Source organism: Bifidobacterium intestinale, from assembly GCF_023656765.1.
Lineage (GTDB): Bacteria > Actinomycetota > Actinomycetes > Actinomycetales > Bifidobacteriaceae > Bifidobacterium > Bifidobacterium hominis.
In genome coordinates this window covers 240,671-254,646 of record NZ_JAMOKR010000002.1, presented here as the reverse complement: position 1 = coordinate 254,646, position 13,976 = coordinate 240,671, and the positions used below count along the sequence as shown (strand labels likewise).

Sequence of the window (13,976 nt, the reverse complement as noted above, 5' to 3'; positions counted from 1 at the left end):
TTACGATTCCTCCCCGATTGTATTGTGCGCTTCTGTAATGTTCGTCCCGCACTCGCGCCGCACGTGCCTCTTATATTCCGTGCGATGCAGTGATTGATCGATTCGTTGTTCGCCGTGTTCAAGCAGTATGCCCAGTTCGGTGAAACGTCCACGTTTCGTCTGTGCCACAATCGGCTGCTGCCCCAGCACTCGGTATGGCAGATTGTCGGTGTATGAGGCGAGCCGGAATGTCGCATAAATAGCGAACAGCGACGCTCCCATCAGAAAACCGAAGCCGAACAGTGTAGTAGTGAAGAACTGTCCGATCACCGTGAAAATGACCGTCGACCCGGCGAATAATGCCGATGCAGTCAACGCACCGGAATAATCGGTGAAGTACAGCAGGATCAGCATTACGGTATTGCCGACCGCATACAGCGCATATCCGACGCATAGCACACGAAAATATCCATGCATCGCATCGTTGAAGCCCAAAGGAAGCGCGTTCAACACTGTTTTTTCCAACGAAATCACGGCAGCGGTCACCAACAATTGCTTCAACGCCGTGTAATGCAATTCTCGATTGAGCACAGCCAGCATTTCATTTTCGGCAACGGTAATGTCTTTAACCGTGCCACCATCGTTGAGCAGACTGTAATACGAACGATATGTCGGATAGAAATTCACTTCCACCGACACCACAAAATTCACCGTGGTGATCAGAATCGTTAAAAACGCAAGCATGGCGGGCACATCGTAATATGGCGCGCCATAAAACAAACCCTTCACCTTGATGCCGAGAGGTCCGCACCAAGTGATCACCAAATGGGCGAACAGGCCGATAGTGGTGAACAACCCGGTCAATGCCAACGGCAGAAACTGATCGACCCACTGCAAAAAAAGCCACGAATGCTTACGACTTTGCGGAAAATACCGATGCAACAAGAGCACATCCCACACCAACATCACACCATAGCCAAGCACCACTGCGAACAACAGCGACTCCACGGGCGGGCATGTCAACGCAAGCAACACGCATGACGTAACGAACGCCACCAACACCGCAGCGGCGAAAGAATACAGAATGCTTTTGTAATCCTTGATGGCCGTCAAATAGCTCATCGCATTCCAGTTGACGATCATTTCAAGAAACAGCCACAAACACAATGCTCCCTGCATCAACGTGGCACCGGAAAACAGCAGAAATACCGTGTATAACACCGCGCCCACTACCAGCATGATGCCAGTAGAACCCCAGAACGACGGCAGAATCATCTTCTCATCATGATCAAACAGCATATCCGCCAAAAAACGGGTGACCGGCATCGACAGAAAACTCGTCAACACCAACGAAGCAAGCAGCGTGTAGGTAATCATGCATACGAGCAGATCACGGTCGGGGCGTGCTACCTGCCACCAACTGCTCACCATCAGCACACCGAACTGCAGGAGTACGCCCAACAGCATCGGACCGGCACAAATCACACCGGCGTAGCCGTAAGCTCGCAGCATCGCCATCAAGCCTCTACGGCGGAATAGTTTCTTCAGTTCAAATCCAATACCGGCCATATCAGCGCTCCAATCCGAACTGATTCAATCCGAACTGATTCGCGGTATCGGCATACAGCTTGCGATAATCGTCAAGCATGCGCTCATGACGGTAATAGGCGTTCACACGATTGCGGCCGATTTGCCCCATGGTTTCACGCAACGTACGGCTGGAACACATTCGTTCCATGGCTCGACTCAAGCCTTCGCGGTACATCGGGGGCACGTAGAAGCCAGCAGTGCCGAAATCGTCGCCATCCTCGCCTTCCAAAAGCTCACGGCAACAGCCAACATCAGTGGTCACGCACGGACGTGCGGCTGCGAACGATTCCAACACCGACAATGGTTGCCCTTCGGAAATGCTGGTCAACACGGTGAAATCAAGCTTTCGCATGTATTCGACCACGTTCACGCGGCCTGTGAACTCAAGATTGCGCACACCCAACTGTTCCACAAGCTCATAGCATTCGTCAGCATACTCCTGATCGTCAACGCCGCCGAGAATATGCAGGCGAACGTTGTCAACATGAGATGAAAGCTCATGAAACGCGTGAATCAGGGTCTTCACGTCTTTGATGGGAGCCATGCGCACCACCGCACCGATATCGACCCAACCGTCATCGGGTTTCAAAGGAATATCGCAGAAACGCTCATACTGAATGCCGTTGGGAATCACCTGGCAAGCATCGGCGGGCGCACCCATATCAATCTGGATAAGACGGGCGCGGCCAAACAAGCTGGTAATACGCCATGCGCGATGGTAAATCTGTTCCGAAAGCATATAGAAGAAGCGGATCCAACGCGGCCGGAACGCCGGCAGCACCCATTCGGCGGAAATGATTTCCTCCTCGCGTTCACGCGTGTAAATGCCATGTTCCGTAAGCAATACCGGCGCATGGTTGATGGAACCGCCCAAACAGGCCAACAATCCGCCATATCCGGTGGAAATCGCATGGTAGACCTGCGCTTCCGGCACTTCGCAGCCCATCAAGTACAACACCGGCAGCAACATGGAGCGCACGGTATGGAAAGCGTCGGCGTAGGCCACATACGGATATTCTTCCATGCAGATTTGCGTAAACAGGTCGATGAATTCATGGCTTTGCAGGAACGATAGCGGATGCACGCCTTTGGTGTGGAACAGGTTGAAAAGCACATCCCAATCAGGGCTGCCAAGATTCACCAGTTCACGCAACGCCTGCAATTCTTCGGCAGTGAACGATACTTGCGCACGTTCGCCACTGAGACGCAATGCATCATCGAGAAACACCTCATGCACTTCCACCACATTGCTGGGCAGGTCATACACGAATTTGCCGCGGTCTTCGGCTTTGGCGCCGATTACCCACAATACGAACTCGTGCTCTTTCATCGCTTCGATGTAGCTGTGCATCCATGTGGACACGCCACCATGCACATACGGGTAGCATCCTTCCAAAACCAGGCAGATTCTCATGCCGCTCCCCCAGTCTTGCGTTCGATATGCACGGTGGCGCTCGTAGCTTTGAGCAGATACAAGTTGCCGGTCAGCTTGGTTAGGCTTCCGCCGCGAACCCTGCCAGGCGTGCCATCGTTCGCGCGGAATATGAGCCAGCCCTGATCGGTAAGGTTGCCGAGTTTCAGATCCCAACCGGTATCGGACGTTGCCATCGAAACCGTCAATCCTGAGAATCGTTGCACCGCCGCAGCGCATTCCGTTCCAGTTTGCATACGAATGGACGGAGCCGACTTCTCCAACCAATCCAAATAATCTTCCAATCCCTTGCGATAGGTTTCCCAACCTTCTTTCGCACCACGATCCTCATCAAGCAAATCGTCAGGATGCATGAAGTGCGAACTCACGTAATGCATATTGAGTTCGGAAACCGCAACAAGACGCATATATGAATCATTCACCATGCTTCCCGACACAATACGGGGAGCTTCAACCACACCATCGGCGGCCACGCCAAACTCCTGCACATACGGCAGAGGACTGTCGGTAGGAAGGAACATGCTGGCAATGGCACGAATCTGAGGCATATCCTCGCCGAGGATTTGGCGGCTTTCACTGGAAAGAATATTGGACGGCGGCACGTATACTGACGATGTCGCAGCGGGAAGCACTGCCTTTTGAAAGGCAATCAGTTCGTTCAACGAATCGATGATGGCTTTGCGATTCGGCCACTGCACATACGTGTATTCGTTGCCGTAATCCGTATTCGGCAACACCAACGGCTGATGGTTGTACCCGTGATATCCGATTTCGCCGTTTTGCCGGAGCAGCAATCCTCCGTAATACTCGAATTGGGCGTTATCCGTCTGCCGTACGGGATCAGATTTGGTGTCATCACCATAATTTTCGATCATCACACCGGTGAAACGAATGCCATACCGTTCCGCAAGCTTGGTCAAATCAGGCCACCACACCCGAGAATAGAATTCGGAAATACTCATGTTGTAGTCACGTTTGATGTATTTGCCACTGCCGGACGGTACCGGAGAGGGAAAATCATCCAAGTAGAACGCCGCACTGTTGATCACCGGATAGGCCGTGGCAGAACCGAGCAGGCTGAACGCCGAAGCGTAAAAACCTCGAAACACCTTGCCGTAAATACCGATATTGCACACCACAGCCGAACCTGAATTCACGAACGTGCTCCAAATCAACGGTGTGCGCCCATTGCTGCTGACGGCCTTGACCTGTGCGCGATCATTCAGGCTTACACTCAGCGACGATTTGAACGGGTTGCTGACCGTGTACGTCTGACCGCCACCCAACATGAAATCCTTGGACGGCGTAATGCCCTCAGTCACCACATATTCGTATGAGGACGATTCAATGCCGATCTGGGGGCCGACCACATCCAAATAGCCGGTTTTCTCCGGGGTCATGGCGAACATGACGCCGCCGCCCTTTTTGACCCATTGCATGATCTGCAGCACATGCTCGCCCAACGGATCCAAGTTAGGCATGGCAATCACCATCGTCTGATACTGCTTCAATGCAGGAATCTCGTCACCTTTCGCAAGGTCGACAGTGACAGTGGGCACTTTCATGTCAAGAAGCACACGGTCGAGCATGCTCTCAGCATCAGCAACACCCTCCTGCGAACTGTCAACCACCAACAGATTCGTAGCTTTTTCGCCAGCGATGGCATTGGCTGCAGGAATGGCTTTGTTTCGATCCAAATACGTAATGTCGAACCGCGTGGCACCGTAATGCACGCCCAAGCTTTCCACCAGCAACACCAATGCGATGGCCATGAACACGGCCCACACTTTGACCAAACCTTGCCAGCGGAATCGTTTCCACTTGGCCAACACGTCTGACAGGAATCCTCTGATCATGCGCGTTCAGCCTCCTTGGTTCCGGTCCAGAACCGCAGCACACGTCTTCCTTGGCCACCGAGATAAATATGCTTGCTTTCGATTTGATGAACGGTGTGGCGCAACGCATCGCCATCATTGCGTGCGGCATCGAGTCGTAGACGCATCAGCCATACATCGCCTTGATCCGGCCACTGTTCCATAGCGCCGTCAATGGTGTGCGCGGCATCATCAAAGAGTCCAAGATCGATTTGCATTTGCGCAAGACGGCACGCAACGTAATAATCGCCATGTTGGCGAAGTCGTTCCTGCAATACTTCGGCATATCGCTGCTTCTGCAACTGCAATGCGTATCCTTGCGCAATACCGGAATTGATATATCGTTCCAGCGCATCGCAATAGCGTTCCAACATCGTTTCGGAATTTCGATGCTGCAGATAATCGTTGCGGCAGCGCTGCAATGCAAGATCTTCCTTGGCACTGATCTGTGCCAAGGCGGTAGCCGCGTAATGCACGACCTCCACATCCTCATTCAGTCGGGCCTGCGACAGCACATCGATATAACGGCTGGGATTGTCGTTGAGAATGGACATCACCAAGCTGCGTCGATGACTGGGACCATTGACGATCAACGCCTCTTCCAACGGCACGGTATTGGCGAAATCGGTACGTTCCTCAACGAGAATGCTTCGACGTTCCTCATCGTCCACACGCATCTGTTCGAGACCTGGAGCCGTATGCTCGCCCGCACGAATCAGCGTACGCACATGCAGCAAGAGCACGCATAACGGCCCCCACAGCGGCACCAGCAGCATAAAAGGAAGCAGACGCCCTTCCACACGAAGCACGCCAAAACGAGACAATACGCACATCAGCACGCATATCATTACATGCACGGCGATAAGCAGCATCGCCATCACCGTCGCATTCATGCTGCGCCACCTTCGTGCGATGCGGAGTCATTCGGTGCAGCGTTGTTGCGCGGCGTTTCATCCGCTCGCGTTTCGACGGCCACTTGCGCCGAAGCCTCCGCTAGCAGCGTGTCTTCCTCTTGGTCGCAAACGCGCGTCACATGCAGTCCGGCTTGGGTCAAACGCCTGTTGATGATCGGCAGCTCATGCTCGCTGGCTTGATTCATGAGCACATACACATTGCCGTCCTGCAGTACGCCGGTCTCATCCGTTTGACGAATGGCTCCCCTCAGGCGGCTGCCATCGTCTTGCCAGGCGTCTTCCACACGCAACAGCAGGTGATCGCCCATATGGTCGTGTTTGAGTTCATTGGCGGCCAACACTTTGGGCAGGAACGCCTGGGCGTTCAGGAATTCAGTGCCGGGTACCAGCATCGACTGCCGTGCAACATCCTCATAATCGAAGGCGCGTACCATCGCGGATTCCACCAAGCCGCACATGATGGTGAACAGGTTCTGGAAGTACAGGTTCATTTGGTCGGGCTGCGCTTTGGCAAGCACAATCACCACGGCCAGCTTGCCATCGGCATGCACGCCCGCCGCATACATTGGAAGGTTTTGTTCAAGATTGCGATTTACCCACAATCCGCCATGGTCCAAGGCCATGACAATGTTGGCATAATTCTCGAGCAGCGCCGATTTACTGAATAAGGATTCAGTCTGCGGACTCGCAGCCATCAAACGCGCGAAACGACCACCATTATCGATTCGGTAAATACCGAAACTATCGCCGCCCAATGTGTCTTGCATAATGCGAATGGTCGTGTGATACAGCTTTTGCGGCTGCACTTCGTCCAATTCACGGGTCATCGCATACATTTTGCCGAAACTGTCACGTCTGCCGATAATCTGCCCGCGCAGCATACGACGATCATCAAGCACATCGTGGTACAGGTCACGCAGGAACGCAAGTCGTTCACGCAGCAAACTGTTTTCGTCACGCATGAATCGCAGGTTTTCGCGATTACGCAGCTGCACATACCCACATACTGCGCCGGCAACGAAATACACTACGAACGCAAGCCAGTTCGACGTGTCGTAAAACAGCGGAGCGAATGACGCACCCTTCGATGCATATGACAACGCCATGCCGGCACATGCGAGCGCGGCCGCGAACACACCTGCGTTCAGTCCGTACATCGTGCCGACAATCACCACGAAAAACAAGCGCAAATCCACTGTTCCCAACTGGCTGTTGCCTTGTACCGCGGTGCGAAGCAGTTCTTCCAATATGAACGTGATGAAGATTTCGATTGCGATCCATGGTTTTGAATGGTTGCGTAGAGAATCCCAGATCGGGTGCTTTTCGGATTGTTCCTGAGCACGCGCCTCTTTCCAGCGCTGCAACACTGGGGGAAGATCCTGTTTGAGCGAATATCGCGGCGACCAGCCGTATCGCAATCGAAGCGCATGATCGTCGTCCGGGTAGCGTTGCGGACGATCGTTGCCGTACGTGACCGACATGCCAGGAAACGCTTTGCCGATTACCTCGGCCAAATCGCCGTATGTGAAATTGGAAACGTTTGGTATGCGGAAAATTTCGCTGTCAGCGGTCCAATCATCGAAAATACGGTAGATCAATTCGGCGAGATCGTCGGCGCAGAGAAAACACGTTTTCTGGCTTTTGCGTTCGTGGAATGACAGTGCGCCTGATTCGGCCTGTTCAAACAAGGTGTTGAAATATGCGGTAACGCCATTACGATCCGGCGCATACAGGTACGGACTACGAATGATTTTGACTTCGATCTGATACGTGCGTGCGTAATACAGGCAGAGTTCTTCCAACGCTCGAGACATCAGGCTTTTGCTGGTATCGCGTACGTCGGCGTTTTCCGGATAGGTGAATTCGACTTCGGGGCCGCTGACCATCAGCATTTGCGTTTGCCTGTTGCGAATGGCATGCAGGAGTCTTCGCAATGTTCCCAGATCGCCGTCTCGGTCGCTGCGTGGGGTCAGATCTTCGGAAAAGAATACGATGCGATCAAATTCGTATGTGGTGAGGGTTTCAGCAAGGGTGCTGGCATCAGACATGTTGACGATTCTGAGACGGTCATTGCCGTCTACAGTGCCTTCTCGTTCCGCTATCACCACATGGTCTTGGGGAAAGGCATGCTGAATCCACTGTTTGGTAATGAAGTCGGTATTGCCAACCAAAAGCACTTCCATGCCGCCGCCCCAGTGAATACTCCCTTGACGAGGTTATGGCATAGCTCTGCCCCCACCCCCATTGTTCTTGCTTTACGGTATTCCAGTGTAATGCGTCAACAGACAAATTCCCCCTTCAGCGGGGGTTCTTAGTCACTTCCAAGTAACGCATAAGATGACGCACCCATCGGAAAATGCCCTCTCCTGCTACCGAAGACCAACGGCATATATGACCAAAATTGTGGCGAAAAACAAAAACCTCGGAGATTTCCGAGGTTTCAAACCATGGTGGCTCCGAGCGGCATCGATCCGCTGACCTAACGATTTTCAGTCGTTCGCTCTACCAACTGAGCTACAGAGCCATGAACAGGAATCTGTTCGAGCGACCCCGGCCGGACTTGAACCGGTGACCTCCGCCGTGACAGGGCGGCGCTCTAACCAACTGAGCTACGGGGCCATTGCCACCTTGTTACCAAGGTAAGTACCCCCTGAGAGAGTCGAACTCTCGTTGTCAGATTGAAAGTCTGGTGTCCTAACCGTTAGACGAAGGGGGCGCTTTCAGCGTTTCCGCGTGACAACTCGCTTAACTATACGCGAATCCTTGGAACATGCAAGTCTCGGCGTGTCGCAACGCTGCACAATCGCGGAAATCATGCTGTTCATATGTTGAAAATCGTTGAAATAAAGCCATTTCATCACACGAACAGCACAACACGAAGCCTCATACGCGGCGATACGTGAAGTCATGAATCACACGACCGGCAGCAAGTCCTTTTTTCTCGAAATTCGTCAAAACTCGACCGGAAAAACGCTTGGATTCACTGAAATCGGCGTGTCGCAGACTTGCGGCTTCGTCGGCATTTCCCTTGCCGACATGCTCAACCGGCAGACTCACCGTCAGCGCGCCGTCATTATGGAATCCTTCAATACCATCCATGACCTCATGCACATGCAATGCATAGTCTTCAATATCGGTAGCGATACGCCACACTCCCCCAGCCTGCAGCGTGCGATGAACCTCACAGGCAAGCTCCGGTTGCACGATGCGGCGCTTGTGATGACGCATCTTAGGCCACGGATCGGGGAAGAAGGTCCACACTTCGGCAATCGAGCCATCTGCGGCGGCCTTGAAGAGTTCAGGAGCGTTGACCTGTGCGATGCGCAGATTGGCAAGGCCCTGCTTGCCCGCAAGCAGCATGGTGTGCGCCACGCCCGGATCGTAGACTTCGAGCGCCAGAAAATTCATTTCCGGGTGCTCGGCGGCCGCGGCAACAACGTTTTCGCCCTGACCAGTGCCGATTTCCACAATCAGAGGATTGGCATTGCCCCACGCTTCCGCAATGTACGACTGGTCAAACACCAGATCGTTTCGCACGTCAAGGGAGCCTTCACCTGCATTGACATCCAAAAGATAGGTATCGGCATAGGTATCCCATGCGCGCTGCAAGCGCGCGTCGAGCCTGGCGGAACGACGTACGAAGGAAAGCACCTTGCGTCCATACAGAGCAGGGCGCCGCCCCTCATCGGATGGTCGTTCACCGTGCGTTTTTGACATGTTTTGTTCGCTTTCGCCGTTTACTTGATTCTCATTCGGCGTGTTCACATCTTCTTGCATACCCTAATTTATAGAGGAAACGCAGGAACGGATCGATTATGTGCGTTCATGTTCATGTGTTATACTCAAATTGTTCAAAAGGTAACAAACTAGAGCAAAAGTGAACAACGTTCGTTGAACGTTCGTTTTTCGAACCAAAACGCTTTATCGCTCATTTGGAGGAAAGGCCAGAACATGACAGTTCTCGTCACTGGTGGGTGCGGCTACATCGGCGCCCACGTCGTCCACGCTCTTCATCAGGCCGGCGAACAGGTCGTCGTCGTTGACGATCTGAGCTACGGCAAGCCAACCCGCATCGAAGGCTCCCGCCTGTACGGCATGGACATCGCCGCTCCGGGTGCCGGCGAACGTCTCGCCGAAATCATGAAGGCCGAAGGTGTCGACTCCGTCATTCACTTCGCCGCCCGCAAGCAGGTCGGCGAATCCGTTGAGAAGCCGCTGTGGTACTACCAGCAGAACATCAACGGCATGCTCAACGTGCTCACCGGCATGCGCGACTCCGGCGCCAAGAAGCTCGTCTTCTCCTCTTCCGCAGCCACCTACGGCGTTCCGCCGGTCGACGTGGTGCCGGAAGACGTCGTTCCGATGCTGCCGATCAACCCGTACGGCCAGACCAAGCTGTTCGGCGAGTGGATGGCTCGCGCCTGCGAAGAGCCGTATGGCATTCGCTTCTGCGGTCTGCGCTACTTCAACGTGGCTGGCTGCGGCCCGGTCGAGCTCGAGGATCCGGCAATCCTGAACCTCATCCCGATGCTGTTCGACCGACTGAAGAAGGGCAAGGCTCCGGCAATCTTCGGCGACGACTACCCGACTCCGGACGGCACCTGCGTGCGCGACTACATCCACGTCTCTGATCTGGCCGACGCCCACATCGCCGCCCTGAAGTATCTGGACCGCGACGAGCGCAAGTACGATGCCTTCAACGTCGGCACCGGCGAAGGCACCTCCGTGCGCCAGATCGTCGATGAGGTCAAAAAGGTCACCGGCCTGCCGTTCGAAGAGACCGTCATGGCCCGCCGCGCAGGCGATCCGCCGCACCTGATCGGCTCCCCGAAGCGCATCAACGAAGAGATGGGCTGGCACGCACAGTACAACGTGGAAGACATCGTGAAGTCCGCTTGGGAGGCATGGCAGGCCAATCCGGAACACCACATCGACGTCGAGACCTGGAAGCAGACCGACTGATTTCAACAAGACGTAGTGTCGTGAGCGACAACACGGCACCGCAAATGTAACGGCCGGTCGTATATGAGAAGTTTTCCCCTCATACACGACCGGCCGTTGCTTTGTTTTCTCGCTATTTCCGATTCCACAAACATTTTCTTTCGCCGATCCATGCAAATATTCGCCGATGACACGCCGCAATTTGCACAATGGCGACTTTGCCGTAACATATGTATCTGTTGCCAGTCGCAAGACTGAAACAATGGCCCCGTAGCTCAGTTGGTTAGAGCGCCGCCCTGTCACGGCGGAGGTCACCGGTTCAAGTCCGGCCGGGGTCGCTTTTTTATTTCTTTTTTTAATTCTTTTCAAATATCTTTTTGAGATCGCCGTATTGCGGTTGCCACACAAGTGTATATCTCATACAAAAAAGCCCGGTTCAAATAAACCGAGCTTTTTCAATCGCCTCGAATGGCACATTCAACATAGGTTCAGAGCCGCTGCTCGACCCAATCGACGATGAACGGAGCCACTTCCTCAATCTGATCGATTGCCACTTCGAATTCGTGGGCGCCACCATACCATGGATCGACCAGATCAATCTCGCTTTCGTAGCCTGCAGCAGGCTTGGCAAGATTCGGATCGAAACTACGGTACATGTGCACGTTCTCACGCTTGGCCTGCGGAAGCTGACGCAACAACGCACGCATGTGGGAAGCGGTCATAGGCAAGAACAGGTCGGTGCGCTCGATCTCATCACGAGTGATGCGGTGCGCGAAATGGTGCGCCGGAAGCTCATATCCACGCTCACGCAACACCTTGACGGCGCGACGATCGATCGGATTGCCGTATTCCTCATCGCTGACACCGCTGGATTCGACATTGACCTTGTCGGCGAGCCCACGACGCTCGAATTCGGTGCGCAGAATGATCTCGGCCATGGGAGAGCGGCAGATGTTGCCGGTGCACACGGTCATCACGGTATACATGGGTTTACTCCTCGTGATTTCTTTCAAAGGTTATGAAACGGAATCCGGCGATGTCGTCGGAACCTTTCGTCGTGCCCTGCCATACGCCTTCCTCGGCCACCTTCCATGCCCCGGATTCCACCAGGCCTTTGATGTCAGGCGCATAGGTGTCGGCGTCAACGTGCATGCTGATCTGCGTCACATACGCCTTGTCCGCAAACGGCATCGCCTCGTGGAACAGCTGACCGCCACCGATGATCCAGATTTCGCTGCGGTCGAGACCATCATCCGGAATGGCTTCCTGACGGGCCAGATCAAGCGCATCATCCAAACTGTCGACCACGGTCGCTCCAGGCGCCCTATAAGACGGATCGTGCGAAACCACGATATTGTCGCGATTCGGCAACGGACGATACTTCGGACTCAGGGATTCCCACGTCTTACGCCCCATGATGACCGGATGCGAGACGGTAAGCTCCTTGAAACGCTTCATATCTTCGGGCAGATGCCACGGCATACCACCCTCGAATCCGATGGCGCCGTCATGACCTTCCTTGTCACAGGCCTGCGCCCAAATCAGATTCACCGAGAACGTCTTGGGGAAATCATCACCCCAATCCTCCTCGTTCTCAAGCCCGGCAAGTCCGGGCTCGGGTTCGTGATAGCCACTGCGGCTACTGTCATGCTCCATTTCACTCACTCCTTGAAGTCGAACTAGGGTCAGTAGTCTAACGTCTGGCGACGACTCTCAGACCGCCACCGGCGCCTTGATGGTTGGATGGTGCTGGTAGCCGACGATTTCAAAATCACTGTAATCGTAATCGAACAGAGAAGCGGCTTTGTTAATGCGGATCTGCGGATACGGATATGGATCGCGGCTCAACTGCTCCAGAACCTGATCGATGTGATTGTCGTACACATGGCAGTCACCGCCCGTCCACACGAATTCCCCCGGCTGCAGTCCGGCCTGCTGGGCGATCATCAGCGTCAGCAACGAATAGGACGCAATATTGAACGGCACGCCAAGGAACATGTCGCAGGAACGCTGGTACAGCTGGCATGAAAGCTTGCCGTCCGCCACGTAGAACTGAAACAGCGCGTGGCATGGCGGCAACGCCATATTCTCCACTTCGGCCGGATTCCAAGCGGACACGACCATACGGCGAGAATCCGGATGGTTCTTGACCAGATCGAGCACATTGCTGATCTGATCGATGGTGCGATTGGGATCATCAGGCGTAGGCGCCGGCCAGCTGCGCCACTGCGCACCATACACGGGGCCCAAATCGCCGTTCTCATCGGCCCATTCATCCCAAATATGCACATTGTGTTCCTGCAGCCAACGCACGTTCGTGGACCCCTTCAGGAACCACAGCAGCTCATAGGCGAGTCCCTTGAAAAACACCGTTTTCGTGGTGAGCAGCGGAAAATACTCGCTCAGGTCGAATCGCATCTGCTGACCGAACAGGCTGATGGTGCCCGTGCCCGTGCGATCGGACTTCAACGTGCCCTCCGTCAGAATACGACGTACCAAATCCTCATAAGGCATGGGAATGTCGGTTTCCGGGCGTGCCGGAATGCGAGTACGAATATCAGCAAGTTGTTCAGGTGTCAAAGCCATGCTTGCAAGCTTAACAGCACAAAATCGCAGGTCAAGCACATACGCCCGCGCGTTGATGGTTCCTGCGCTTTTCGGAATGCTTCACTGTGAATGAACATCGATGGATTACATTAGGTATGTAGGCGAGGAGCGAATGGCGCTCCCGGCAAGACGATGAGGAGTTCACCATGGGCAAGAGGCTGTGGGTCGAGCGCAACAAAGACGGTTCCTGGGATGCGTTCAGCGAGGATGGCGCGCATATCAAGTTCGGCAAAGGCCGTGGCCAGTTCACGCCTGGCGACCTGATGAAAATCGCTTTGGCCGGCTGTGCCGCACTGTCGAGCCAGTTCGCCGTCGAGCATACGCTGGGCGAGGGCAAGGGTGCGAAAATCGTTGTGGATGGCACCTATGACGCCGACAACGACGCTTATATCGGTTTCGACGAACAGGTGGTCATCGACGCTTCCGACGCCGGTCTGAGCGACGAGGATGCCGAGAAATTCAAGGAACGTGTCACCCGTCATATTGACAAGGGCTGCACGGTGAAGCATACGTACGTGGAGAAGACTCCGGTCCGTATGAACGTCACCATCAAGCACTAACGTTTTTTGTAAGAGTTTTTTTAAAAAATAAATGGCGATTGCAGCGCCGTGAAAAGCGCCGCAATCGCCATTTTTTATA

Annotated in this window: 11 protein-coding genes and 4 tRNA genes; 3 read left to right on the top strand and 12 right to left on the bottom strand. The window is 54.1% G+C overall.

Annotated elements, in window-relative coordinates; translation table 11 throughout:
- The 9 genes from pelG to trmB form a co-directional block, all read right to left on the bottom strand.
- Entirely contained in the window at positions 1 to 1,548 is a 1,548-nt protein-coding gene (gene pelG / locus NBH13_RS03945) for an exopolysaccharide Pel transporter PelG (RefSeq protein WP_250779052.1), read from the bottom strand.
- 1 nt (position 1,549) lies between these two features.
- A complete protein-coding gene (gene pelF / locus NBH13_RS03940) occupies positions 1,550 to 2,983 on the bottom strand; it encodes a GT4 family glycosyltransferase PelF (RefSeq protein WP_250779050.1) in 1,434 nt (477 codons plus the stop codon).
- Positions 2,980 to 4,857 carry a DUF2194 domain-containing protein gene (locus NBH13_RS03935; protein ID WP_250779048.1) on the bottom strand — a complete coding sequence of 626 codons (1,878 nt, stop codon included), beginning with the start codon at positions 4,855 to 4,857 and terminating at the stop codon, positions 2,980 to 2,982. The genes pelF and NBH13_RS03935 overlap by 4 nt, the downstream gene beginning before the upstream one ends.
- Positions 4,854 to 5,768 carry a hypothetical protein gene (locus tag NBH13_RS03930; RefSeq protein ID WP_250779046.1) on the bottom strand — a complete coding sequence of 305 codons (915 nt, stop codon included), beginning with the start codon at positions 5,766 to 5,768 and terminating at the stop codon, positions 4,854 to 4,856. The genes NBH13_RS03935 and NBH13_RS03930 overlap by 4 nt, the downstream gene beginning before the upstream one ends.
- Complete coding sequence (locus NBH13_RS03925) at positions 5,765 to 7,972, bottom strand: NAD-dependent epimerase/dehydratase family protein (protein ID WP_250779043.1); 2,208 nt, start codon at positions 7,970 to 7,972, stop codon at positions 5,765 to 5,767. The genes NBH13_RS03930 and NBH13_RS03925 overlap by 4 nt, the downstream gene beginning before the upstream one ends.
- Positions 7,973 to 8,237: 265 nt before the next feature.
- Positions 8,238 to 8,313 (bottom strand) — tRNA-Phe (locus tag NBH13_RS03920).
- A gap of 21 nt (positions 8,314 to 8,334) precedes the next feature.
- Positions 8,335 to 8,408, bottom strand: a tRNA-Asp gene (locus NBH13_RS03915).
- 25 nt (positions 8,409 to 8,433) lie between these two features.
- Positions 8,434 to 8,505: transfer RNA gene (locus NBH13_RS03910), tRNA-Glu, on the bottom strand.
- Positions 8,506 to 8,672: 167 nt separating this feature from the next.
- Positions 8,673 to 9,506, bottom strand: a complete 834-nt coding sequence (gene trmB / locus NBH13_RS03905) for a tRNA (guanosine(46)-N7)-methyltransferase TrmB (RefSeq protein WP_410050785.1) — start codon at positions 9,504 to 9,506, stop codon at positions 8,673 to 8,675.
- A 234-nt stretch (positions 9,507 to 9,740) separates the two neighbouring features.
- On the opposite strand from trmB, the gene galE reads away from it, so the two are divergent.
- Both galE and NBH13_RS03895 read left to right on the top strand, forming a co-directional pair.
- Entirely contained in the window at positions 9,741 to 10,751 is a 1,011-nt protein-coding gene (galE, locus tag NBH13_RS03900; RefSeq protein ID WP_144165747.1) for a UDP-glucose 4-epimerase GalE, read from the top strand.
- Between the two features lie 243 nt (positions 10,752 to 10,994).
- A tRNA-Asp gene (locus NBH13_RS03895) sits at positions 10,995 to 11,068 on the top strand.
- A 150-nt stretch (positions 11,069 to 11,218) separates the two neighbouring features.
- Here NBH13_RS03895 and NBH13_RS03890 read toward each other — a convergent pair.
- From NBH13_RS03890 to NBH13_RS03880, 3 genes are read right to left on the bottom strand one after another with little or no spacing between them, the layout of a single operon-like run.
- The gene (locus tag NBH13_RS03890) at positions 11,219 to 11,716 is read right to left on the bottom strand and encodes a low molecular weight protein-tyrosine-phosphatase (RefSeq protein WP_039197242.1); all 498 of its coding nucleotides are present in this window, start codon (positions 11,714 to 11,716) and stop codon (positions 11,219 to 11,221) included.
- 4 nt (positions 11,717 to 11,720) lie between these two features.
- On the bottom strand, positions 11,721 to 12,386 hold the full coding sequence (locus tag NBH13_RS03885) for a dihydrofolate reductase (protein WP_195506660.1): 666 nt from the start codon (positions 12,384 to 12,386) through the stop codon (positions 11,721 to 11,723).
- 57 nt (positions 12,387 to 12,443) lie between these two features.
- A complete protein-coding gene (locus tag NBH13_RS03880) occupies positions 12,444 to 13,244 on the bottom strand; it encodes a thymidylate synthase (protein ID WP_186277542.1) in 801 nt (266 codons plus the stop codon).
- Positions 13,245 to 13,483: 239 nt separating this feature from the next.
- Here NBH13_RS03880 and NBH13_RS03875 point away from each other — a divergent pair, with 239 nt between their 5' ends.
- The gene (locus tag NBH13_RS03875) at positions 13,484 to 13,897 is read left to right on the top strand and encodes an OsmC family protein (protein ID WP_003835595.1); all 414 of its coding nucleotides are present in this window, start codon (positions 13,484 to 13,486) and stop codon (positions 13,895 to 13,897) included.
- The last annotated feature ends 79 nt before the right edge of the window (positions 13,898 to 13,976 follow it).

Excerpts from the sequence above, each read along its gene's own strand:
- pelG (WP_250779052.1), bottom strand. The coding sequence starts at position 1,548 with ATGGCCGGTATTGGATTTGAACTGAAGAAACTATTCCGCCGTAGAGGC.
- pelF (WP_250779050.1), bottom strand. The coding sequence starts at position 2,983 with ATGAGAATCTGCCTGGTTTTGGAAGGATGCTACCCGTATGTGCATGGT.
- NBH13_RS03935 (WP_250779048.1), bottom strand. The coding sequence starts at position 4,857 with ATGATCAGAGGATTCCTGTCAGACGTGTTGGCCAAGTGGAAACGATTC.
- NBH13_RS03930 (WP_250779046.1), bottom strand. The coding sequence starts at position 5,768 with ATGAATGCGACGGTGATGGCGATGCTGCTTATCGCCGTGCATGTAATG.
- NBH13_RS03925 (WP_250779043.1), bottom strand. The coding sequence starts at position 7,972 with ATGGAAGTGCTTTTGGTTGGCAATACCGACTTCATTACCAAACAGTGG.
- trmB (WP_410050785.1), bottom strand. The coding sequence starts at position 9,506 with ATGTCAAAAACGCACGGTGAACGACCATCCGATGAGGGGCGGCGCCCT.
- galE (WP_144165747.1), top strand. The coding sequence starts at position 9,741 with ATGACAGTTCTCGTCACTGGTGGGTGCGGCTACATCGGCGCCCACGTC.
- NBH13_RS03890 (WP_039197242.1), bottom strand. The coding sequence starts at position 11,716 with ATGTATACCGTGATGACCGTGTGCACCGGCAACATCTGCCGCTCTCCC.
- NBH13_RS03885 (WP_195506660.1), bottom strand. The coding sequence starts at position 12,386 with ATGGAGCATGACAGTAGCCGCAGTGGCTATCACGAACCCGAGCCCGGA.
- NBH13_RS03880 (WP_186277542.1), bottom strand. The coding sequence starts at position 13,244 with ATGCCTTATGAGGATTTGGTACGTCGTATTCTGACGGAGGGCACGTTG.
- NBH13_RS03875 (WP_003835595.1), top strand. The coding sequence starts at position 13,484 with ATGGGCAAGAGGCTGTGGGTCGAGCGCAACAAAGACGGTTCCTGGGAT.